This is a genomic window from Ruegeria sp. AD2(2025) (assembly GCF_056542385.1).
In genome coordinates, this window is the sequence record NZ_JBQFZS010000001.1 from 449,349 (window position 1) to 471,663 (window position 22,315).

The following is a 22,315-nucleotide window of genomic DNA, read 5'->3' on the forward strand; positions in this document are numbered from 1 at the left end:
TTAAATCGGCTCCTGAACGAACGCGGTCGTCGCAGTTAGGGAATACTGACCAGTCGCATCTGTTATCCCTTTGGCGAGTTTCGACGTTGGGAAAATCGGGTCGATGCGGGCGCAGGCGCGCAGGATCATCAACTCGTTTGAAACTCCATTGATGAAGTTCCTTACTGGTTTCACCTCTTCCGAATTGTCGGTGCAGTCTGGCTGCTCAGGAAGAACGATACCCTCGAAAGCGCTCTGCTGAATCATCTCAAGGCGCAGATTGTTCGAGCAACTCTTGATGAAAAGAGAGCGTTCACAGATGACATCTTTGATGTCATCATGCTCCATGGCTGTTCCCGTTCCGAGGCGAATGTCGCGTACAGTCAGATCGACGGCTCTTTCCAGCATGGTCTGCTGCATCGTCACTACAGCTAATTCAGCCCCAGACAGGGTGAAAAACATGAACGCGGGAAAGAGCAAGACAAACTCTAGTGTTACATTCCCGCGTTCTGACCGGCAAAACCGCCGCATGAAGGAAGCGCGTTTACCAATCATTGCGTCAGTCTCAGCTTGCGGATCGAGGACGCGATCGACGCAAATGCATCTTCAAGGTCCAGTCCTTTGACATTGTAGACGTGGCTCTCAGAACTGGCGCAGCGCTCGAGCAGCTGATACCCGCTCCGAGGTGCTTCAAACGCGATACCATAAACGACGATGCCCTGTTTCTTCGCCGCGGTGCAAACATGGTTCGTGTGCTGGTTCTTGGCGGTCGAATTCACTTTCGAGAAGGCCTTCTGGTACCACTCGGCCCATGCGCTGGACTGCCAGTAGTAGTTATACTGTGCATTCCAAGCCAGCGAAACGCGATTGAAGAGTTCAGGATAGGTTAGGCGTCGAGCTTCACCAGGCTCTTGATTCTCAGCGGTTTCTGGTTTGGGGGTGCCATAAGGATGATCGGCCCAGTCATAAGGGCGCTTGCCGCGCTGATTGCGCTGGGGCCAGAAGAAGTTTGGATTACCCTGGGAGTGATAGATAGAGTAGTCGCCTTCGACGGTGCCTCGGCTCCATTTGGTCAGGTTGCCGGAATCCGGATTGTACCATACATCCGAGTATCCCTGACGAAGCGAGGGGTTCAGCATGTATTGGTCGGTGTTTTTTCCGTCGGTCATCACGATGGCGATTTTCAGAACATCGGTGTTGTAGTCAGACGGGCGGACGCCGAAATCCTTCGGAACGATTGTCGACGATGCAAACTGAGGATCCGGATCGGTTTGCGCAGACAACTGGCTGACGATACCGCGCATACTGGGATCCAGTAGGGCGACGCCCCATTTCATACCGATGTCGATCGACGTGTTGCCGTTAGGCGTCAGTTGACTGATCTGCTTCAACAGCTTGGCACGGTTGTTTGTCACAGCGGTGATCGCGCTGCCCTGCCGGACTGGGCAAACCGGTATTCTGATGCCGTTCTCAGAGTAGGTGAACGGGTCAAAATGCGCTGTGCGCTCAAGTCTATCGTCACGATCCAGGTCCGAATCGCTATATTGCTCAGGAATGAAGTTCACGCAGTGGGAATATCTGTGCTCCTGCGTGACATTCGTGAACTTGTCCAGAATGTTCTCTCCGGCGTTGACTTGGGTTGCATACGGGATGATTGAAATTGAAATCTGGTTTTCGCCGGGTTTGTCCAACATCAGGTTTACAAACTGGGACGCCGCATCCCTCAGAACGGCCATCTTGGTGTAGCGGCGATCGGCAGAGGATTCGCTCATCGATCCTGAGATATCCAGAATCAGCGAAATTTCTACGGCCCCGATCGACTCCTCAGCTGTGCTTGCGGCTGGTGCAATCATAGTGTCAACGCCAGAAAGACGCATGAAGTTTGTTTTCACGACGGTTTCTGCAGTCGCGGAAACTCTACGCGAGCCAAAGCTCTCCTGCACGTCGATGGTCTTCAGCTTGTCTCCAAGACCTGCCTTTTCCAGGTAGGCTTCGACCACGACTTTTGGCGGCTCGGTCTGATCAAGGTCCGCGGCGGCAAGCACCGCACGGTCCAGAGTAGACTGAAGCGTTGCCCGGTCGCGTTCATAGTTCATCATGTCGACGCCAATACCAGTGGCGGCGAGCATTGCCATAAACAGGAACACCACGAGGATGGTAAACGACCCCTCCTCATTTTTGGGGAATTGCCGGATGGTTCCGAATTTGTTTTTTGACTTGGCAGTGTCGAATTTCAACAGGTTGTTTTTCATATTTGGTGACTCCGCTGAGCAGGCCGATAAAGCCCCCAAGGAAAAATTTACTGTATAAGATTAGTTTTCAAACATGGCGGGAATTGGGCGAAAAAGGCTTGCTTTTGGCTGGTTTGCGATAAACGCGAAGATAATCCGGTGGGCGTGCGGGGTTCTGTTGTCAGGCTGTGGACAATTTGCCTCGGATGCTTGGGGAACAGCGACTCAGTTCTGTTCGGTTGTTCTGGAAATGCAAAATGATCAAGAAATATTCAGTTGATGATTGCGGCTGGTGGTTCGGGGTGCGACAAAACGTCAAGGTGTTTGTCAGCTGTCTGCGCGGAGGATTCTATGGCCGGCATTAAGGAACCCAGCTTTCGTGAAAGTGTTGATCTGATGTTCAACAGGGCTGCGTCCCTGATGGACCTGCCGCCGGGGCTGGAGGAGAAGATAAGGGTTTGTAACGCGACTTATACCGTGCGGTTCGGCGTGCGCCTGCGGGGACAGATTCATACCTTTACCGGATATCGCTCGGTCCATTCCGAGCATATGGAACCAGTGAAAGGCGGCATCCGCTATGCGCTGGCGGTGAACCAGGATGAGGTCGAGGCGCTGGCTGCGTTGATGACCTATAAATGCGCGCTGGTCGAGGCTCCGTTCGGGGGCTCGAAGGGCGGGTTGTGCATTGATCCGCGCAAATATGAAGAACACGAGATGGAGCAGATCACCCGCCGGTTCGCTTATGAGCTGGCCAAGCGGGACCTGATCAACCCGTCTCAGAACGTCCCGGCCCCTGACATGGGAACCGGCGAGCGTGAGATGGCCTGGATGGCCGACCAATATGCGCGGATGAACACCACCGACATCAATGCGCGCGCCTGTGTGACAGGCAAACCGCTTAACGCTGGTGGTATCGCAGGTCGGGTCGAGGCGACCGGGCGCGGGATCCAATATGCGCTGCGCGAGTTCTTCCGCAATCCGGATGACGTCAAGAAGGCTGGCATGACCGGGACACTGGACGGCAAGCGCGTCGTCGTGCAGGGGCTGGGTAATGTGGGCTATCATGCGGCCAAGTTCCTCAGCGAAGAAGACGGGTCGCGTATCATTGGCGTCATCGAATGGGATGGGGCGCTGTTCAATCCCGAGGGTATTGATGTCGAGGCGGTGCGCCAGTGGATCGTCAAGCATGGCGGCGTGAAGGACTATCCCGATGCGACACACTCGGCCGAGGGCAGCGCGGTGCTGGAATCAGACTGCGATATCCTGATCCCGGCGGCGCTGGAGGGGGTTATCAACCTTTCGAACGCTGATCGGATTCAGGCGCCGCTGATCATCGAGGCGGCGAACGGGCCGGTCACGGCGGGCGCGGATGAGGTGCTGCGCAAGAAGGGCACCGTGATCATTCCGGATATGTACGCTAACGCGGGCGGTGTGACGGTGTCTTACTTCGAATGGGTCAAGAACCTCAGCCACATCCGCTTTGGCCGGATGCAGCGCCGTCAGGAAGAGGCGCGCCATGAGTTGATCGTCAGCGAACTGGAGCGTCTGGATCGCTACCTGGGCGATGCCTGGTCAATGTCACCGGACTTCAAGGCCAAGTATCTCAAGGGTGCGGATGAGCTTGAGCTGGTGCGCTCGGGTCTCGATGATACGATGCGGATCGCCTATCAGTCGATGAGCGAGGTCTGGCATGACCGTGCGGATGTGGATGATCTGCGCACCGCGGCCTATATCGTGGCGATTGATCGCGTCTCAAAAAGCTATCGCGCCAAGGGGCTGTAAACGCCGCGCCAGAATGGCAGGAGAAGTAATGGAAGGCGTGGCGATGTCGTCACGCCTTCTTTATGTGTCGCTGTGTGGCAAGTTCTTGTCGAAATCAGAGGCGGCATCGGGTTTGCGTCCGGGTACCTCTGATCTGACTGGAGCAGGTTCCAGCGCAGCGCAAGGAGGGGCGAATGCGGTTTTCCGGGTTTCGGGTTCTCAGAGAAGGACTGACCGGCAACAAGGGATGGACCCCTCATTGGCGCGATCCTGCGCCGAAGCCCGAATATGACATCGTCATCATCGGCGGCGGCGGTCATGGGTTGAGCACGGCTTATTATCTGGTCAAGGAACATGGTCTGACCAATGTTGCCGTGCTGGAAAAAGGTTACATCGGTGGGGGGAATGTTGGGCGCAACACCACGATTGTGCGGGCCAATTATTTCCTGCAGGGCAATTCCGAGTTCTATTCGCATTCGCTGAAACTGTGGGAAGGTCTTGAGGAGGACCTGAACTACAACGTGATGCACTCGCAGCGCGGGATCATCAACTTGTTTCACTCCGACGGCCAGCGCGATGCGGCTGCGCGGCGTGGGAACATGATGATCAGCCAGGGCGACGACGCCATCCTGCTGAGCCGCGATCAGCTGCGCGGGATGTTGCCCTATCTGAACTACGACGATCTGCGGTTTCCGCTATATGGCGGGCTGTATCACCCGCGAGGGGGCACGGCGCGGCATGACGCGGTTGCGTGGGGTTATGCCCGTGGCGCGGATCAGCGCGGGGTGGATCTGATCCAGAATTGCGAAGTCACCGGTATCGATATCGAAAACGGTGCCGTGCGTGGTGTGCAAACCTCACGCGGGGCGATCCGGGCCAAGAAGGTTGCGATGGTCGCCGCGGGTCGATCCGGACAGGTGGCGGCTATGGCTGGCATGCGCCTGCCGATTGAAAGCCATGTGTTGCAGGCCTTTGTAACCGAAGGCTTGAAGCCCTGCATCGACCATGTGGTGACCTTTGGCATGGGGCATTTCTATATCAGCCAGTCGGATAAGGGCGGGTTGGTGTTTGGCGGCGATTTGGATTTCTATGCCTCTTACGCGGCGCGGGGGAACCTGCCGACCGTTGAAAGCGTGATGGAGGCTGGGGTCGCCCTGATGCCGATGATCGGCAAGGCGCGAGTGCTGCGGTCATGGGGCGGGATCATGGATATGTCGCCGGATGGCTCTCCGATCATCGACCGGACGGATATCGACGGGCTCTATCTGAATTGCGGCTGGAACTATGGGGGGTTCAAGGCGGTGCCGGGCTCGGGCAATGTGTTTGCCCATCTGATCGCGACGGATCGCTATCATGAGAACGCCACCGGGTTCCGGCTTGATCGGTTCCGCACCGGGCGGGGGATTATTGATGAAGAGGGCAAGGGCTCTCAACACAATCTGCATTGAGGGTGGCGATGTTGGATTTGAGTATTTTTGAAAAGATGAAGCAACGGGTGTGGGTATGAGGGTTACCTGTCCCTATTGCGGTGAGCGTGATCGGCGCGAGTTTTACTATCGTGGCGCGGCGGTGGATCTGGACCGTCCGGCCCCGGATGCGGGGGATGAGGTCTGGGACGATTTTGTCTATCTGCGCGATAACCCGGCGGGTATGACACCGGAGCTTTGGTATCACGAAGGCGGTTGCGGCGCGTGGATCGTCGTGACGCGCGATACGGTCACGCATGAGATGTTGGGCTCTCAACTGGCGTCTGAGGTGAAGGCATGAGGATCGCGGGCAAGGGTCTGATCGATCGGGCGCAAACGGTGCCGTTTGTGTTTGACGGCGTCGGCTATGAAGGGTTTCAGGGCGACACGCTGGCCTCGGCTTTGTTGGCCAATGGCGTGAAGCTTGTGGGTCGGTCGTTCAAGTATCACCGCCCGCGCGGTGTTCTGACAGCAGGCAGCGAAGAACCCAACGCGCTGGTGACGGTCGGCCATGGAGGCGGACAGGAACCGAACGTGCGGGCCACCATGCAGGAGATTTACCCCGGGCTTGAGGCGCGCAGTCAGAACCGCTGGCCCAGCCTCGGGTTCGATGTGATGGCGGTCAATGATCTGGCCGCGCCGTTTCTAGGGGCGGGGTTCTACTACAAGACCTTCATGTGGCCGAAAAGCTTTTGGGAAAAGCTATACGAACCGGTGATCCGCCGCGCCGCCGGGCTGGGCGCGTTGTCCGGCGAGGACAATGCGGACAAGTACGAGAGCGCCTATGCCTTCTGCGATCTGTTGGTCATTGGTGCCGGACCTGCCGGGTTGATGGCCGCGCTGACAGCTGCGCGCGCCGGGGTGGATGTCATACTGGCGGATGAAAACGCGCGGATGGGCGGGCGGTTGTTGGCGGAGACCTATGAGGTCGATGGCAAGCCGGGCCCCGTCTGGGCGGATGAGGTTCTGGCCGAACTCAGCAGCATGGACAATGTGCGCTTGATGGCCCGCACCACGGTCGCTGGTGTCTATGATCAGGGCACCTACGCGGCGCTGGAGCGGGTGCTGCATCATTCGGATCGCCGCCCGAATGGGGCACCGCTGGAAACATATTGGCGGATCGTGGCGAAGCGATCTGTTCTGGCCGCAGGCGCGCTGGAACGCCCGGTCGCCTTCCGCGACAATGACCGTCCGGGGATCATGACGGCCGGGGCTGTGCGAGCCTATCTGAACCGCTGGGGCGTCAGCCCGGGGCAGAATGTGACCATCTTTGGCAACACCAACGACATCCACCGAACCGCCCGGGATTTGCTGGACGCCGGAGTACATGTCGCCGCAGTGATCGACAGCCGTCATGATGCGCCTTTGTCTGATGAGTACGAAGTGCTGCGCGGTGCTCAGGTCTGTGGCAGTTCCGGTCGCAAGGGGCTGGAATCGATCACGGTGCGGCGTCCGAGCGGCGAAGAACGTATTCAATCGGATTGTCTGGCGATGACGGGCGGGTGGAATCCCTCGGTCCACCTGACCTGTCACATGAACGGTCGTCCGACATGGAAGCGGGAGATCGAAGGGTTTGTGCCCACACCTGGCGCTGTTCCGGGCATGATGACGGCAGGGGCCTGCAACGGCGCGTTCTCGACCGCGTCCTGCCTGCGCGAAGGGGTTGAGGCGGCTGAAAGCGTGCTGGATGATCTGGGGTTGAAGGCACCTAAAACCGTTCTGCCGCCGGCCGAGGATGCGCCCTATGAGATTACTCAGCTTTGGGCCGTTCCCGGCAAGGGGCGCGCGTGGCTGGATTTTCAGAACGATGTGACGGTGAAAGACGTCAAACAGGCCGCGACCGAGAACTTCCGGTCCGTCGAGCATATGAAGCGTTACACCACGCAAGGTATGGCGACCGATCAGGGCAAGAACTCGAATGTGGCGGCGCTGGCCATTCTGGCCGATGCCACCGGGCGGGGGATACCCGAAACCGGGACCACCACTTTCCGTCCGCCATATTCCCCGATTGCCATTGCGGCGCTGGGTGCTGGTGCGGAAGGAAAGGGGTTCAAACCTCAGCGGTTTACCACATCGCATAAGGCGACCGTCGCGCGGAAGGCGCCTTTGATTGAGGCGGGTTTGTGGTATCGGCCCAGCTATTTCCCGCAGGACGGAGAAACCAACTGGCGGCAATCCTGTGATCGTGAGGTCAACATGGTGCGTCAGGCGGTTGGGGTGTGCGATGTCTCGACGCTTGGCAAGATCGACATTCAGGGGCCGGATGCGGGGGTATTTCTGGATTTCGTCTACACGAACATGTTCTCAACCCTCAAGGTCGGTCGCGCGCGGTATGGCCTGATGCTGCGCGAGGATGGGTTCGTCATGGATGATGGCACCACGGCACGGCTGGGTGAGACGCATTACCTGATGACCACGACCACCGCTGCGGCGGGCGAGGTGATGAAACATCTGGAGTTCGTGCATCAGGGCCTGCGCCCCGATCTGGATGTCTCGTTCACCTCGGTGACCGAGCAATGGGCCCAATTCGCAGTGGCCGGGCCGAAATCGCGCGAATTGCTGAACGGCTTGCTGGATACCCCGCTGGATGATGACAACTGGCCGTTCATGGCCTGTGGGCCGGTCTCGGTGCTGGGTGTTCAGGGACGTCTGTTCCGGATCTCGTTCTCAGGTGAGCACGCCTATGAGGTCGCCGTGCCAGCGCGCTATGGCGCGAGCTTGTTCGACATTCTGACTGAACGGGCCGAAGCGCTGGGCGGAGGTCTATACGGAATGGAGGCACTGAATGTTCTGCGCATCGAAAAGGGCTTTATCACGCATTCCGAAATCCATGGTCGGACAACGGCATATGATATCGGCATGGGGCGGATGGTGTCGCAGAAGAAAGACTGTATCGGCAAGACCATGTCTGAACGTCCCGGTCTGGAAGAGGCAGGACGCGAACGGTTGGTTGGGCTGAAACCCATCGGGGAAAGCAAGGAACTGCTGGCCGGGGCGCATCTGTATGACGAAGAGGCCGAGCCGGTGCGCACCAATGATCAGGGCTATCTGACTTCTGTCTGCTATTCGCCCACGCTCGGGACCATGCTGGGGCTGGGTTTCCTTGCGGACGGGCCGGACAGGTACGGGGAAATCGTGAAGATGGTCGATCACCTGCGCGGTGTGACCACCCTGTGCGAAGTGGTGAATCCGGTCTTCTTTGACCCCGAAGGAGGGCGCGTTCGTGGATAAGCTGATCGCCGAAACCCCCTGCGACGGGCTGCTGCCGTTGACAGTCGGATCTGTGACAGTCAGCGAAGAAGATGCGGGTGCGATCCATTCGATCTCGCCCTTCAAAGGCAAGCAAAAGACGGTGTCCGAGGCGTTGAAGGCCGCGCATGGGATGGCCTATCCGGCAGCCAATCGGGCGACGGGAAAGACAGGGGCGCGGGTGATCTGGTTCGGACCGTCCCATGCGATGCTGATGGGGTCTGTGCCCGATGCGGTGCTTGGTGAACACGCGGCCGTTGTGGATCAATCGGATGCGTGGACGGTCGTTCGGTTAGAGGGTGCTGGCGTCGAGGACGTGCTGGCCCGCGTGGTACCTGTTGATCTGCGCAGCGCACAGTTCAAGCGGGGACACACCGCCCGGACTTTGCTGTTTCACATGACAGCTTCGATCACCCGTGTCGGAGAAAACGCATTTCAGATCATGGTCTTCCGGTCCATGGCTGAGACATTGGTTCACGATTTGAAAAGGGCGATGGAAGGCGTCGCCACACGCCGGTAAACTGCCCGGAACGAAACGAATCCTCGGAGAACTTCATGTTGCGTATCGCCATTGTCGCGGCCCTGCTTGCCACCCCGGTAGTTGCTCAGGAAACCAAGGAGCAAAGCTGCAAGTATCAGGCAGAGGTTGTGGCCGCGATCCAGAAGGCGCGCCTTGATCGGGTCAAGGAACGGGACGTGGCGCAGGCCGTCGCTGACAGTGGCCCGACATGGCCCGAGAATTACAACGCGGCGGTCCCGCTGATCACGCCGTGGGTTTATGAACAAAAGATGCGCGACGTGCGAAACAAGGACCTTGGTGCAGCGTGGCTGGAGCTGTGCCTGCAGCAGTAATCCACAAGGCGCGCATTTCCTTGTGGACAACCGCGCGCCTTCCCCTTGGCGCGCGTTTTCATTTCTGGCAGGTTTGATCCATGTCTTTGCCCCCCGGATTTCTGGATGAACTGCGCACGCGCCTCAGCCTGTCTCAGGTTGTCGGGCGCAAGGTCATGTGGGATCAGCGCAAATCCAATCAGGGCAAGGGGGATATGTGGGCGCCGTGCCCGTTCCACCACGAAAAAACGGCCTCGTTCCACGTCGATGACCAGAAGGGGTTCTATTACTGTTTCGGCTGCCATGCCAAAGGCGACGCCATCAGTTTCGTGAAAGAGACCGAGAATGTCTCGTTCATCGAAGCGGTCGAGATTCTGGCGCGCGAGGCCGGGATGCCGATGCCCGCGCGCGATCCCAAGGCGCAGCAGAAACAGGACCGCCGCGCGCAATTGGCCGAGGTGATGGAACAGGCGGTGCAGTTCTTCCGCCTGCAGCTCAAGACTGGGGCAGGGGCAGCAGCGCGAGATTACCTGACCCGGCGTGGTTTGGATGCTGAGGCGCTGGATCGGTGGGAGATCGGCTTTGCCCCCGATGGCTGGCAGGCGTTGTGGGATCATCTGACTGGCAAGAACGTGGCCGAGGATCTGATCCTCGGGGCCGGACTGGCCAAGCCATCGAACAAGGGCAAAAAGCCATATGACACCTTCCGCAACCGGATCATGTACCCGATCCGCGACCCGCGCGGGCGGTGTATCGCGTTTGGTGGTCGGGCGATGGACCCCAATGGCAACGCGAAATACCTGAACTCGCCCGAGACCGAATTGTTCGATAAAGGCCGCAGCCTCTATAACCACGGCCCCGCGCGACAGGCGGCGGGCAAGGGACAGCCGCTGATCGTGGCCGAAGGGTATATGGACGTGATCGCGCTGGCCGAAGCCGGGTTCGGCGCGTCGGTCGCGCCTTTGGGAACCGCGATCACCGAGCATCAGTTGCAACTGCTCTGGCGGATTTCCGATGAGCCGATCATTGCGCTGGATGGCGACACGGCTGGCCTGCGCGCAGCGATGCGAGCCGTTGATCTGGCCTTGCCGTTGCTGGAGGCGGGCAAGTCCCTACGCTTTGCCCTGATGCCCGAGGGTAAAGACCCGGACGACCTGCTGCGCGCCGATGGGCCGGGGGCGGTGCAGGCCGTACTGGAAAGCGCGATACCGATGGTCAAGCTGCTCTGGCAACGTGAGACCGAGGGCAAAGTGTTCGATAGCCCCGAGCGCAAGGCGGCACTGGAGCAGGCTTTCAATATCAAAACGGCTTCCATCCGGGATGGGGCCATTCGCTCTCACTACGAAAAAGAAATTAAAGACCTTTGCTGGCAATTGTTTCGCCCGCAGCGACAATCGTCAAATCGCCAATGGCAGCCGCGTGGCAAGTGGCAACCGCAGGCGCAGCCCGCGACACCGGGCGCGCGGGCCTCGTTTCTGGCGTCGGCCGAGAATGCGGATATTCAATTGCGTGAAGCGGCCATTCTGGCAATTGCCATTCTAAATCCGCAGGTTGTCGTGCAATTCGAAACCCAATTGGAAGAAATGGAGTGCCACGATCCCGACCACGCGGCGCTGCGCGGTGCAATCCTGCGGCACGCGATTGACGATCCCGAAAACCTGCAAGACCACATCATGCAAACTTTGGGGCCTGAACCCCTTGAAAACCTGCTGGCCCTTCGCCATGTGGCAGTGATCCCCTGTGTGTATAAACCGGGCGACGTTGAAAAGGCCGAGATGACGCTGGCCGAGGAACTCGCAAAGATCAAAGCGCTCCGGGGGTTGGATGCTGAGATTGCCGAAGCGGCGGAGGAACAACAGTCTGATCTGGCCGATGAGGCGCTGACATACCGGCTGGCGCAAGCCGCCGAAGAGCGCAACCGCACAAGCCGCAGCCAGAATGAGGACAGGGCCGTTTTCGACATCGCCGACAATGGTGCGCGAATCAACCGCGACGAGAAAGACGCGTTTGAGGCCATCATGTCTGGTATCAATTTCGAGCGGAAACGCCGGTAAACTGGTGTTTTCGTAAGGCACTGGAAAAGAAAAACAGGTAAACGGGTGGCCGAATCACTTCTACGCGCTAATGATTCGGCTTTAACGAATCACCCATCCCTGCAGGAGCATTGAATGGCCGCCAAGGATACGAACGAAGACCGCAAATCCGACGAGCAGGAACAGGAAATCTCGCTGGACATGAGCCAGGCCCAGGTCAAGAAGATGATCGCCGAGGCCCGCGAGAAAGGCTACATCACATACGACCAGCTTAATCAGGTGCTGCCGCCTGATCAGGTCAGCTCGGAACAGATCGAAGACGTGATGTCGATGCTGTCCGAGATGGGCATCAACATCATCGAAGATGAAGAGGCCGAAGAAGAAGAGAACAAAGGCTCGACCGAACTGGTCACGACCGAAGGCCCGCGCGAGGTTGCGCTTGCGGGTGCTGCGACAGAAAAGCTGGACCGCACCGACGACCCCGTGCGCATGTATCTGCGCGAGATGGGCTCGGTCGAACTTCTGAGCCGTGAGGGCGAGATTGCCATCGCCAAGCGGATCGAGGCAGGCCGGAATACGATGATCGCCGGGCTGTGCGAAAGCCCGCTGACCTTCCAGGCGATCACCATCTGGCATGACGAACTTCTGTCCGAAGACATTCTGCTGCGCGACGTCATCGATCTGGAAACCACCTTTGGCAACCAGATGGACGAAGATGGCGATGTGTCCGAGCCGGTCGTCGACACCTCGGCGGTGCAAGCGGCGAAGCCTGCCAAGGATGAGGGCCCCGAGCTGGATGCCGATGGCAATCCGATTGCCAACGATGACGACGATGATGACGACGATCAGGCCAATATGTCCCTCGCCGCAATGGAAGCGGCGCTGAAGGATCAGGTTCTGACCACATTGGAACGGATCTCGACCGACTTTGCCATGTTGTCCGAGATGCAGGACAGTCGGATTTCGGCGACGCTGAACGAGGATGGCTCGTTCAGCGAAAAGGATGAGGACACCTATCAGAAGCTGCGCGCCGAGATTGTCGAGTTGGTGAACGGCCTTCACCTGCACAACAACCGGATCGAGGCGCTGATCGACCAGCTGTATGGCATCAACCGTCGCGTGATGTCGCTGGACAGTTCTATGGTGAAATTGGCCGACCAGGCCCGCATCAACCGGCGCGAGTTCATTGATGCTTATCGTGGCCGTGAGCTTGACCCGAACTGGCTGTCCGAGATGGCCGAAAAGCCGGGCCGGGGTTGGCAGATGTTCATCGAACGCTCGACCGAGAAGGTTGAGGAATTGCGCAACGATATGGCTCAGGTCGGGCAATATGTCGGCCTCGATATCCCCGAATTCCGCCGCATCGTGCAGCAAGTTCAGAAGGGTGAGAAAGAGGCGCGGCAGGCCAAGAAGGAAATGGTCGAAGCGAACCTGCGTCTGGTGATCTCGATCGCCAAAAAATACACGAACCGCGGCCTGCAATTCCTTGATCTTATTCAGGAAGGCAACATTGGCCTGATGAAGGCGGTGGACAAGTTCGAGTATCGTCGTGGTTATAAATTCTCGACCTATGCGACGTGGTGGATTCGTCAGGCGATCACGCGGTCTATCGCGGATCAGGCGCGGACGATCCGTATCCCGGTTCATATGATCGAGACAATCAACAAACTGGTTCGGACCGGTCGTCAGATGCTGCACGAAATCGGCCGCGAACCGACACCGGAAGAACTGGCCGAAAAGCTTCAGATGCCGCTTGAGAAGGTGCGCAAGGTGATGAAAATCGCCAAGGAGCCGATCAGCCTTGAGACTCCGATTGGCGACGAGGAAGACAGCCAGCTGGGCGACTTCATCGAGGACAAGAATGCCGTGCTGCCTCTGGACAGCGCCATTCAGGAAAACCTCAAGGAAACCACGACCCGCGTTCTGGCTTCGCTCACCCCGCGTGAGGAACGGGTGCTGCGGATGCGCTTTGGCATCGGCATGAACACCGACCATACGCTGGAAGAGGTGGGCCAGCAGTTCAGCGTGACCCGCGAACGTATCCGTCAGATCGAGGCGAAGGCGCTGCGCAAGCTCAAGCATCCCAGCCGGTCGCGGAAGTTGCGGTCTTTCCTGGACCAATAAGCCGGATCATCAAGACCAAAGGCGCCTCAATCCCGAGGCGCCTTTTTTGTGTCCGCTCACGATGTCCGAACTTCACTTCAAATTGGCGAGAACGCACAAGGACGGGGCGGGGTGCCTCTCTATATCCCCGGTGTCCACTCATGGACAGGCCGGGGCGAGGCGGCAACGCCGATGACCCCCGGCCACCTTACCCCGGGGACAGCGGATGTTCCACGCGCTTGCGAAAGGCGCTGGGGGCCTGCCCGGTCCAACGCTTGAAGGCGGTGGAAAAACCGGCCTGATCGGAATAGCCCAGCGAATAGGAAATCTCGGCCAGGCTCATGCCGTTCTTGATGAAGGTCTGCGCCAGATCACAGCGAAGATCCTCGACGATTTCGCGATAGCTTGTGCCTTCATCGGCCAGCCGACGGGCTAATGTGCGGGGGCTCAGGCCCAGCTGCGCGGCGGCGTTTTCGGCCTGGATGATCGTGCCTGGCATCGACCGGGTGATCAGCCCTTCGACCTGCGCCCGGGTCTTTTGCCGGGGTAAGCGGTGCTCGGCCAGCAATCGTTCGCCATATTCCAGAAGATGCGCGCGCAGGCTGGGGTCGTAGGTGGGGACCGGGATCTCGAGCGCGGGCAGAGACAGGATGATCTCAAGTCGCTCGGTTCCAAAGGTGACAGGGAAGCCGCCGATCCTGGCGAATGCATCGGCTTGGCTGCCTACCTCATGCTGAAACCGCATCTCGATCGGGTGCAGGTGTACCTGCGTCAGGGCGCGCATCCGGGCGATGGCGGCAAACAGCAGGAATTCAGTGCGCCGATGATAGCGGGAGAACCCGGGGTCTTTCCAGTTCGCCTCCAGCGAGGCGGAATTGCCCGACACACGCAGATTGAATGCCAGCGCCGGGTCAATGATGCCGTGAAACCGGGCGGTGTTTTCCAGCACCTGCTTGAGGTCGCGCGAATACTTACTGATGTAGGCGGTGACGCTTGAGGACGACGTGAACCCAAGCCCGGCCTGCGCGCCGAAGGTGATATCACCAAGCGCGTCGCAGGCATGGCGAACGAAAAGCGCCTCTTTGTGGGCGCTATAGCTGGTGGCGGGCGGTGTGATGTCAGGACGAGTTAGCCCGCTGTCGCTGAGAACCTGATCGACGATGTCGGCTCCCGCGTGCTGGTCCAAAGACCGCGACAGCAGCTGTATTCTTGCAATATCGACGTCCATGGCCGTGTCTGAAACCCGTTTTGATCGCCCCGCCGGGCCAAGCCGCAGCCCCCCGGAGCAGTTGTCCCCATGCTGCCGGGTTTGTCCGCGTCTCGCAAGTATTTGACCGGAATTGCAAAGACCGGCGCGCTTGTCGGGCATAAAGTGGGCGTGTTGTCGGGTCAGCACCTTCGGGGATGAGGTCAGAGCCTGAGCGGACGGTCCACCAAGCCGTTTCGACGGGTTCCCCGGCACATTCTACCTTGCGATAGTCTACGCCCCATGGGCACCAGCGGACCGCGTCCGCCGCTCGATAACGAAAAACGGGGTGTCGCCTGAAATGATTGTGAGGCACACTGTTCTGAAGAACGCGTCGTCCTAAACTATACTTCAGGTGGAAACAGGAAGATGGTAACGATGAAACAGTTTATCTCAGGTACTTTCGTGGCTTTGACGGTGCTCAGCTCACCGGCCGTCGCTGCCGCCGGGCGCGGCGGTTATCAGACCGAGGCGATCAGCAACACCGAGTTCGAGGTGATCCCGCGCGCTCGGCGCGACATTGACGGCTATTGGTGCGCCGCCGCCGATTTTGCGCGTCGGACGTTGGGCGCGGGCTGGCAGCAGCGGATCTATGTGCTGCGCGGCTATGGCCCAAGCGTAACGACGGGGCGTAAGACCGCGGTTCAGTTCTCGTTGAAGATGCCTGCCAATACTGCCCAGAGCGGCAGTATCTCGGTCGGCTTCAAACCCGGCGAGAGCATGTCGGTTCAGGGCGCGAATGGGCGCTGTAACCGCCGTCAGATTTTCGAGTGATCGGTGGCGCAAACCGAATTCACGATTCAGACGCAAGGGGCGGGGCTTTATGAGTTCACCGCCCCCGTGCGATCTTGGGTGCAGCCGTTTTCGGACGGGCTGCTGACGCTGTTTGTGCGGCATACCTCATGCTCGCTGTTGATACAGGAAAACGCCGACCCCGAGGTTCAGACGGACTTGCAAGCATTCTTCGACCGGCTTGTGCCGCCTTCGGATCATCCGTCGATGTCTTATCTGCGCCACACCTATGAGGGACCCGACGATATGCCCGCGCATATCAAGGCCGTGGTGATGCCCGTATCGCTGTCGATCCCGGTCGTGGGTGGCCAGCCGGTGTTGGGCACCTGGCAGGGCATCTACCTGTTCGAACACCGCAACGCGCCGCATCGGCGCAAGGTTGCAGCGCATTTCGCCTGACCCTTTATCTTGGGGTCGAAAATTCCGACTACCCAAACTCTAGCGGCTGTCCTATAGTTGTGGATAAGTAAGCCGTAGCGCTTACAAACAGAGGCGGAACTAGGGACGAGGAGACGGCGGATGCGCTGCCCGTTTTGCGGAAATATCGACACTCAGGTCAAAGACTCACGCCCGGCAGAGGATCATGTCGCGATCCGCAGACGTCGGTTCTGCCCCGCTTGCGGCGGTCGCTTTACCACATATGAGCGGGTGCAACTGCGCGATCTGGTGGTCATCAAAACCAACGGCAAGCGCGAGGATTTCGACCGCGACAAGCTGGAACGCTCGATCCGCATTTCGATGCAGAAACGCCCGATTGAACCGGATCGGATCGACCAGATGATCTCGGGCATCGTACGCCGTCTGGAAAGCATGGGTGAGACGGATATACCGTCCAACAAAATCGGTGAAATCGTCATGGAGGCGCTGGCCCGGATTGACACGGTTGCATATGTTCGCTTTGCAAGTGTCTACAAGAATTTCCAGGCGGCCGATGATTTCGAGGAGTTCGTCCACGAGTTGCGCCCGCCGCAGCCCACAACGGATGAGTGAGCGAAACAGATAAGCGATATATGGCGCTGGCCCTGTCCCTGGGGCGGCGCGGCCAGGGGCAATGCTGGCCCAACCCTGCCGTCGGCTGCGTCATCGTGCGCGAGGGCAGGATTGTCGGGTGTGGCTGGACCCAGCCCGGCGGACGTCCCCATGCCGAAACCGAGGCCTTGGCCCAGGCCGGAGCGGCTGCAAAGGGGGCGACCGCTTATGTGTCGCTGGAACCCTGCGCGCATCACGGAAAAACCCCGCCCTGTGCGCAGGCTTTGATCGACGCAGACGTCGTGCGCGTTGTCTGCGCTGTCGAGGACAGCGATCCGCGTGTGGCCGGGCAGGGCTTTGACATGCTGCGATCCGCCGGGATCGAGGTGCAGACCGGCATTTTGGCTTATGAAGCCGAGCAAGATCATGCGGGGTTCTTCCTGAAGACCGAACAGGGCCGCCCTTTCGTAACGCTCAAACTCGCCAACAGCTTTGACGGTCGGATCGCGACAGAGACCGGCCACAGCCAATGGATCACCGGCCCCGAAGCGCGCCGCGCGGTACATGCCATGCGCGCCCGCCATGACGCGGTGATGGTCGGGGCAGGGACGGCCCGTGCGGACGATCCGTCGCTGACCGTGCGCGATCTGGGCATTGCACGGCAACCGGTGCGCGTGGTCGTCTCGCGCCATCTGGACCTGCCGCTGATGGGGCAGTTGGCCCGTACCGCGGCTGAGGTTCCGGTCTGGTTCTGCCATGGTCCGCATCCCGACCCCGAACGCGTCCGCGCGTGGGAGGGGCTTGGCGCGCGCCTGATCCCCTGCGCGCTGCAAGGGCACCACGTCGATGCCGCTGACCTGCTGCAACAGCTTGGGCAGGCGGGGCTGACCCGCGTGTTCTGTGAAGGGGGATCGGCCCTTGCGGCGTCTTTGCTGAAGGCTGATCTGGTGGATGAACTTGTGGGCTTTACCGCAGGTCTGGCCATCGGCGCAGAGGGCCTGCCCGCGATCGGGGCGCTGGGCCTCGACACGCTGGGGGCCGCGCCTCGGTTCGATCTGAGTGAAACGCGGGTTCTGGGCGGCGACATCCTGCACCGCTGGTCACGCGCTGCGGGCTGAGCTTTAGCGCCACAGATGCGCGTGGGTGGCCAGCGCGCCCTGAAGTTTCGACAGGATTCGGTTGATCGGCCCTGTTGCCGAGGCACCTTTGTGGACCAGCCGGTCAACAGCGACCTCCACCGGGCAGGGGTGACCGGTGACCGGATCGAAATAGCGCGGATAGTCGATCAGGACCGCGTGTACCAACCCGGGTAACGTGGGCCGAGCCCCCCGCCGCGCTGGAACCGCACCCAGATCGGTTGTCAGCCCCCAGCCCGCGTAAAAGGGCGCGCCCAGAGTGGTGACCCGCACGCCGCGCAATAACGCCTCGAACCCCATCAGCGAGGTCATGGTCCACAGCTCGTCCACCTGTGTCAGCAACATCGCCGGATCGGTGTGATCTGCGATTATATCCGCCAGACCCTCGGCGTCGATCCGTCCCTCGCGCAGTCCGGCCTCGACATCGGGGTGGGGTTTGTAGATCAGAAGCGCATCCGGATTGGCCTCGCGCGCGGCACGCAGCAGGTCGAGGTTGGTGCAGACCGTGTTGGTCCCCAACCGGATCGAGGCATCGTCTTCGACCTGCCCGGGCACCAGAATGCGGTGGCCTTCGGGAAGCTGTGGTGCCGGATCGCCGGTATTGTATTTGCTCAGGCCCTCGGACAGCAGCTGCGCCACCAGTTGCTCGGCCCGTTGCTGCTGATCCGGGCGCAGAGTTTCGCGCGCCGCGATCCATTCCTCAAGGCGACTTGGTCGGGTGGGATCATAGTAGATGCCCAGATCATCGGTCACCAGCGACAGCGGAGGCACCAGCTCGGCCCCCAACCCGCGTGAGCGCAGGAACCCGTCCTCGACTCGGACCACATCCCCGGTGTCTCCGGCCCGGCTGGCCCAGGCCATATGGGGCGTCTGGCTGCGCCCTGGCGGCTCAGAGGTAAAGCGCATCTTGCCATGTTGCCCGAACATCTGTTGCAGATGCCGACGTTTCCACACGCGCATTCCCGAGGCCGTCCAGCCCTTGTGATCCTGCCGCCAAGCGCGGCTTTGCGCCTCAAGCGTGTTCAGGACGGTTTCCAGCTCGCACAACTGATCGCGATAGGGGTCGTACCAGACCGGGTACAGGATCATGGCCGCTGCAAAAAGCTGCGCGCGTGTCAGGTTGCGTTGCAGGCGGCGGGGCAGGGGAATCTCTTCCTGCGTCAGGCCCCATCCGGCATAGAAGGGCTGGCCAAAAACGCGCGGTTTATGACCGGCGAGAATGGCTTCGAAACCCATTTGCGAGGACAGGGTATAGACCGCAACCGCGCCGTCCAGCAAAGCCCAGGGGCTGACCGGAGCGTCCAGCATCGAAACCCGGTCGTTCTGGTCGTCGGCGGTGTAGTGTCCGGGTCGGTGACCGGCGACGGTTTCGGGGTGCGTTTTGATGATCACGCGCGCGCCGGGGTTTTCCTCTTGCGCGATGAATAGCATCTCGAGAAACCGGGCGCGGTCGCCCCGGCTGGCGATCACGGACGCATCGCCCTGCGTCTGGTCGATCACCAGTACATAGCCGGGATCGGGGGGTGTCAGATCAAGGTCGAAAGCCGAGTATTTGCTCAGATGCAGTTCCCGAATGCGGTCCATCGCGCCGCGCGCGCGGTTCAGCAGCGCGGTGTCATCCAGCGGATGGGTGGCCAGCAGCACCTCAAGATCGGACGGGGTGTCGGGGTCGAAATGGACGCCCGCGCGGTCCAGCAGCAGGCCCAGCGGCGGCTCACCCGCGCGCCCGGGATGCAGCGAGCGTAGAAAGGCATCCTCGACCCGCAGCACCGGCGCGCCGCGCTTTGCGGCGATGGTCAGCCCGCGATGGGCGGTCGGGCTGTTGCCCCAGACGCCGACCAGATCGCCGTCCTGCGGCAGGCCCAGCCGGATATCATACCCCGCCAGCGACAGAATACGCCGCACCCGCCGCTGTGTCAGAAACCCGCCATTGTAAACAAAAAGCCGAGGGCGTTCGCCCCCGGCATCGTGTTCCGTTTCAGGCAGCATGTATCAGCCGCCCGTCAGGGTTGCCACATTCGCAATCGGCGTCAGCCCCCCTGCGATCAGCGAGATGGACTTGGTCCATTGCGCGTATGGGGCCTCGGTCACATAGATCGTATCGTCGTCGCGGATGACGAAATCGCGGGCCACGAAAAGCCCGTTGGGCGCGGTCAGGTTCAGCAGGTAGATCATGCGCTGATCACCCTGCAGATCGGCGCGGCCCATGACGTTGCGGGCGATGTCCTGACGTTCCTTGCGCAGCACGAAGATGCCGGTCGGGTCCGAGGACAGCGACTGCAGCCCGCCGACCTGCGCCAGCGCTTCCAGCGCCGAGAGGTCCTGGCTTTCGAAAGCCACGCGGGATTGCCCGCCCGTCGAGCCAAGCGCGATGTAAGACCGGCTGTCCTGTTCCACCAAGATCCGGTCACCGCCACGCAGAGCGATGTCTGTCTCGGGCTTATGGAACAGGTCGTCATACCAGATCGTCCCGCGCTGATTGCCACGGATGACGGTGACCAGCGCGATGTCCGAGGCCACGGCCACGCCACCGGCGCTTGCCAGCATGGTGGACAAGGTGCCTGTGGGCCGTTCAATCGGATAAATCCCCGGCGCGCCGATGGTGCCGGTCAGCGAAACGGTCGAGCCATCGCCGGGCGTGCGGCTGACCTGAACCTGCGGGTCCGGTGTCTGCTCTTCCAGCTTGGAGGAGATCAGAGCGCGCAGCTGCTCGGGCGTGTTGCCCGCCGCGCGCAGGCGTCCGGCATAGGGCACGAAGATATAGCCGTCGCTGTCCACTTGCACTTCGGTCAGATTGGTGGCCCCTCCGGCGGCCGAGGTCAGCAGGCCATCTTCGACGTTCTCCCATACGGTCAGGCTGAGGGTGTCGCCGGGCCGGACGGTGTCGGATGCAACGCTTTGGGCGCTGCGGAAGGATTGCGAGAAGCCGTATTGAGGGACGGCAGCGGTGGCGCGGGCGACGCGGTCGTCAACCTCGACCACAAAGGCGTTGCCGCCGTTCTGGACCGATCCGGCCAGGATTTCGGTCTTGTTCGGGCCGGATTTCGGAAGCTGGCACGCCGCCAGCAGGCCAAGGGCCGCCACAAAGGAAGCCCCCCGTATCCATCGGGTTGGAAAGCGCTGCACTGCCGATTTTCCTCAGTCGTTTTTTTGTTTGGGGCAAGGTAGCTGGTTGATGGCAAAACTTCCAGCGACAGTTGCCTTGGATCTAGCGAACAAGACGCAACTGTGGCGTCGACGCCGCGTTGGTTGCGGGAAGGCTCTGATAGGGGTCTGCGGGATGCAACATCATGTCGACCGCGCGCCGCAGCAGCTGACGTCGGCCTCTGCGCGAATAGAAGCCGCCCGGCACTTGGCTGGTTGCCAGCAGAAACTGCCGATAAGCGCGATAGGCAGCGCTGTCGGGGGCGTCGGGTCGGGCAAAGAACGCCTCCAGTGGTTGCCGGGATACGAATTCCGGCTTGTCATAGACGGATCGTCCAAAAATCCGCAGCGGGATGCCGCGCCACAACACCTGCTGCCCTGCGGTCGAATTCACGGTGATCGCCGAGCGCGCCTCGTCCAGCAACCGGGCAAGCTTGCCCCCGGGGACGTAATGCACACGGCCTGCGAGGTCGTGCCTGCGTGCAGCCTGTCTGGCCTGCCGCCGCAGCGGTTCGCGATGGTTTTCCAGCGGGTGTTCCTTGATGACAAGGTGGTGATGGGCGGGTGCGCCAGCGGCAAATCCGGCGACGACTTGTTCCAGAAACTCGCTCATGCAGGTGTAGTTCGAATGGCACTGGACCGAGCTGTCATGGCCAAGCTGCAACAGCACCAGATGATAGGGCGAACCGCTCCACCGGACCCGGGCGCTGGCCCAGCCGCGTTGAATGCGGTGAAACGGCATCAGCGCCAGCCGTTTGAAATACAAGCGGAATTCCTTTGATACCGGCAGGTCTCGGTGCGGGCGGAAGTTGCGGTAGCGGTGGTTCAGGAACAGCACGAACCAGTGATAAAGCGCGCCGTAAAAGATGTGTTGGCGCATGTCGCCCCAATGGGATGGCGGCGGCGGCGTAGGCCGTTCGGACCGCTCCAGTGCGGCCTGCATCCCATCGACGTCCAGATCCATCAGGCGCGAGTTTCCGTTGGACCCGCCCCGCTCATAGGTGACCCACCAGGGGCGCAGATAGCCTTCTTCGAACACATGCACGGTCAACCCGCGTGCCTGCGCGATACGGATGGCGTGGGCATGGATGGGGCGGGTGTCGCCGTAAAGCACAATGTCGGTCACGCCTAGGTCGCGGATCAGGCCACTGAATCTTGCGGGCCAGTCGTCCGGGTTGCCCCGATAGGGGATATAGCTGTTCGCATCGCGCCAGAACGCTTGATCGCCCGCGTTAAAGCCAACCCGCCAGACCTTCGCGCCGGTGGCCCGCAGCTTGCGGCCCAAAGCGTTGAAGAAAGGGCCATGGGGTCCCTGCAAGAACAGGAACACACGCCGGTCGGGGCGGGGTGGGGAAGGTGTCATGCTGTCTGCTCG

18 protein-coding genes are annotated in these 22,315 nt (G+C 60.5%); 12 read left to right on the plus strand and 6 right to left on the minus strand.

Annotation, left to right across the window (positions count from 1 at the left end; all coding sequences use genetic code 11):
- Complete coding sequence (locus ACR1XV_RS02190; RefSeq protein ID WP_480528644.1) at window positions 1-534, minus strand: TadE/TadG family type IV pilus assembly protein; 534 nt, start codon at window positions 532-534, stop codon at window positions 1-3.
- Window positions 531-2,231: a TadE/TadG family type IV pilus assembly protein gene (locus tag ACR1XV_RS02195; RefSeq protein ID WP_480528645.1), complete on the minus strand. Its 1,701-nt coding sequence runs from the start codon at window positions 2,229-2,231 to the stop codon at window positions 531-533. Before ACR1XV_RS02195 ends, ACR1XV_RS02190 begins: the two co-directional genes overlap by 4 nt.
- A 330-nt stretch (window positions 2,232-2,561) precedes the next feature.
- On the opposite strand from ACR1XV_RS02195, the gene ACR1XV_RS02200 reads away from it, so the two are divergent.
- From ACR1XV_RS02200 to rpoD, 8 genes are all read left to right on the plus strand, one after another.
- On the plus strand, window positions 2,562-3,992 hold the full coding sequence (locus tag ACR1XV_RS02200) for a Glu/Leu/Phe/Val family dehydrogenase (protein ID WP_480528647.1): 1,431 nt from the start codon (window positions 2,562-2,564) through the stop codon (window positions 3,990-3,992).
- 173 nt (window positions 3,993-4,165) lie between these two features.
- The gene (locus ACR1XV_RS02205; RefSeq protein ID WP_480528648.1) at window positions 4,166-5,419 is read left to right on the plus strand and encodes a sarcosine oxidase subunit beta family protein; all 1,254 of its coding nucleotides are present in this window, start codon (window positions 4,166-4,168) and stop codon (window positions 5,417-5,419) included.
- 55 nt (window positions 5,420-5,474) lie between these two features.
- Entirely contained in the window at window positions 5,475-5,738 is a 264-nt protein-coding gene (locus ACR1XV_RS02210; protein ID WP_480528649.1) for a sarcosine oxidase subunit delta, read from the plus strand.
- A complete protein-coding gene (locus ACR1XV_RS02215; RefSeq protein WP_480528650.1) occupies window positions 5,735-8,668 on the plus strand; it encodes a sarcosine oxidase subunit alpha family protein in 2,934 nt (977 codons plus the stop codon). The genes ACR1XV_RS02210 and ACR1XV_RS02215 overlap by 4 nt, the downstream gene beginning before the upstream one ends.
- Window positions 8,661-9,206 carry a sarcosine oxidase subunit gamma gene (locus ACR1XV_RS02220; protein WP_480528651.1) on the plus strand — a complete coding sequence of 182 codons (546 nt, stop codon included), beginning with the start codon at window positions 8,661-8,663 and terminating at the stop codon, window positions 9,204-9,206. The genes ACR1XV_RS02215 and ACR1XV_RS02220 overlap by 8 nt, the downstream gene beginning before the upstream one ends.
- Window positions 9,207-9,241: 35 nt before the next feature.
- Entirely contained in the window at window positions 9,242-9,538 is a 297-nt protein-coding gene (locus ACR1XV_RS02225) for a hypothetical protein (RefSeq protein ID WP_480528652.1), read from the plus strand.
- An 80-nt stretch (window positions 9,539-9,618) separates the two neighbouring features.
- Window positions 9,619-11,571 carry a DNA primase gene (dnaG, locus tag ACR1XV_RS02230; protein WP_480528653.1) on the plus strand — a complete coding sequence of 651 codons (1,953 nt, stop codon included), beginning with the start codon at window positions 9,619-9,621 and terminating at the stop codon, window positions 11,569-11,571.
- A 114-nt stretch (window positions 11,572-11,685) separates the two neighbouring features.
- Entirely contained in the window at window positions 11,686-13,674 is a 1,989-nt protein-coding gene (gene rpoD, locus ACR1XV_RS02235; protein ID WP_480528654.1) for an RNA polymerase sigma factor RpoD, read from the plus strand.
- Window positions 13,675-13,861: 187 nt separating this feature from the next.
- Here the strand turns inward: rpoD and ACR1XV_RS02240 are convergent, their stop codons facing one another.
- Window positions 13,862-14,881, minus strand: a complete 1,020-nt coding sequence (locus tag ACR1XV_RS02240; protein WP_480528655.1) for a helix-turn-helix domain-containing protein — start codon at window positions 14,879-14,881, stop codon at window positions 13,862-13,864.
- A 396-nt stretch (window positions 14,882-15,277) separates the two neighbouring features.
- On the opposite strand from ACR1XV_RS02240, the gene ACR1XV_RS02245 reads away from it, so the two are divergent.
- The 4 genes from ACR1XV_RS02245 (at window position 15,278) to ribD (ending at window position 17,778) form a co-directional block, all read left to right on the plus strand.
- Window positions 15,278-15,673 carry a hypothetical protein gene (locus tag ACR1XV_RS02245; RefSeq protein ID WP_480528656.1) on the plus strand — a complete coding sequence of 132 codons (396 nt, stop codon included), beginning with the start codon at window positions 15,278-15,280 and terminating at the stop codon, window positions 15,671-15,673.
- Window positions 15,674-15,676: 3 nt separating this feature from the next.
- The gene (locus ACR1XV_RS02250) at window positions 15,677-16,090 is read left to right on the plus strand and encodes a secondary thiamine-phosphate synthase enzyme YjbQ (RefSeq protein ID WP_480528657.1); all 414 of its coding nucleotides are present in this window, start codon (window positions 15,677-15,679) and stop codon (window positions 16,088-16,090) included.
- A gap of 120 nt (window positions 16,091-16,210) precedes the next feature.
- Entirely contained in the window at window positions 16,211-16,681 is a 471-nt protein-coding gene (gene nrdR / locus ACR1XV_RS02255; RefSeq protein WP_480469369.1) for a transcriptional regulator NrdR, read from the plus strand.
- Complete coding sequence (gene ribD / locus ACR1XV_RS02260) at window positions 16,678-17,778, plus strand: bifunctional diaminohydroxyphosphoribosylaminopyrimidine deaminase/5-amino-6-(5-phosphoribosylamino)uracil reductase RibD (protein WP_480528658.1); 1,101 nt, start codon at window positions 16,678-16,680, stop codon at window positions 17,776-17,778. Before nrdR ends, ribD begins: the two co-directional genes overlap by 4 nt.
- 3 nt (window positions 17,779-17,781) lie before the next feature.
- On the opposite strand, the gene ACR1XV_RS02265 is transcribed toward ribD, so the two are convergent.
- From ACR1XV_RS02265 to ACR1XV_RS02275, 3 genes are all read right to left on the minus strand, one after another.
- Window positions 17,782-19,785: a capsular polysaccharide biosynthesis protein gene (locus ACR1XV_RS02265; RefSeq protein WP_480528659.1), complete on the minus strand. Its 2,004-nt coding sequence runs from the start codon at window positions 19,783-19,785 to the stop codon at window positions 17,782-17,784.
- 3 nt (window positions 19,786-19,788) lie between these two features.
- Window positions 19,789-20,922 carry a polysaccharide biosynthesis/export family protein gene (locus ACR1XV_RS02270; protein WP_480528660.1) on the minus strand — a complete coding sequence of 378 codons (1,134 nt, stop codon included), beginning with the start codon at window positions 20,920-20,922 and terminating at the stop codon, window positions 19,789-19,791.
- An 82-nt stretch (window positions 20,923-21,004) separates the two neighbouring features.
- Entirely contained in the window at window positions 21,005-22,303 is a 1,299-nt protein-coding gene (locus tag ACR1XV_RS02275; RefSeq protein ID WP_480528661.1) for a capsule biosynthesis protein, read from the minus strand.
- Window positions 22,304-22,315: the final 12 nt, after the last annotated feature.

Excerpts from the sequence above, each read along its gene's own strand:
- ACR1XV_RS02190 (WP_480528644.1), bottom strand. The coding sequence starts at position 534 with ATGATTGGTAAACGCGCTTCCTTCATGCGGCGGTTTTGCCGGTCAGAA.
- ACR1XV_RS02195 (WP_480528645.1), bottom strand. The coding sequence starts at position 2,231 with ATGAAAAACAACCTGTTGAAATTCGACACTGCCAAGTCAAAAAACAAA.
- ACR1XV_RS02200 (WP_480528647.1), top strand. The coding sequence starts at position 2,562 with ATGGCCGGCATTAAGGAACCCAGCTTTCGTGAAAGTGTTGATCTGATG.
- ACR1XV_RS02205 (WP_480528648.1), top strand. The coding sequence starts at position 4,166 with ATGCGGTTTTCCGGGTTTCGGGTTCTCAGAGAAGGACTGACCGGCAAC.
- ACR1XV_RS02210 (WP_480528649.1), top strand. The coding sequence starts at position 5,475 with ATGAGGGTTACCTGTCCCTATTGCGGTGAGCGTGATCGGCGCGAGTTT.
- ACR1XV_RS02215 (WP_480528650.1), top strand. The coding sequence starts at position 5,735 with ATGAGGATCGCGGGCAAGGGTCTGATCGATCGGGCGCAAACGGTGCCG.
- ACR1XV_RS02225 (WP_480528652.1), top strand. The coding sequence starts at position 9,242 with ATGTTGCGTATCGCCATTGTCGCGGCCCTGCTTGCCACCCCGGTAGTT.
- dnaG (WP_480528653.1), top strand. The coding sequence starts at position 9,619 with ATGTCTTTGCCCCCCGGATTTCTGGATGAACTGCGCACGCGCCTCAGC.
- rpoD (WP_480528654.1), top strand. The coding sequence starts at position 11,686 with ATGGCCGCCAAGGATACGAACGAAGACCGCAAATCCGACGAGCAGGAA.
- ACR1XV_RS02240 (WP_480528655.1), bottom strand. The coding sequence starts at position 14,881 with ATGGACGTCGATATTGCAAGAATACAGCTGCTGTCGCGGTCTTTGGAC.
- ACR1XV_RS02245 (WP_480528656.1), top strand. The coding sequence starts at position 15,278 with ATGAAACAGTTTATCTCAGGTACTTTCGTGGCTTTGACGGTGCTCAGC.
- nrdR (WP_480469369.1), top strand. The coding sequence starts at position 16,211 with ATGCGCTGCCCGTTTTGCGGAAATATCGACACTCAGGTCAAAGACTCA.
- ACR1XV_RS02265 (WP_480528659.1), bottom strand. The coding sequence starts at position 19,785 with ATGCTGCCTGAAACGGAACACGATGCCGGGGGCGAACGCCCTCGGCTT.
- ACR1XV_RS02275 (WP_480528661.1), bottom strand. The coding sequence starts at position 22,303 with ATGACACCTTCCCCACCCCGCCCCGACCGGCGTGTGTTCCTGTTCTTG.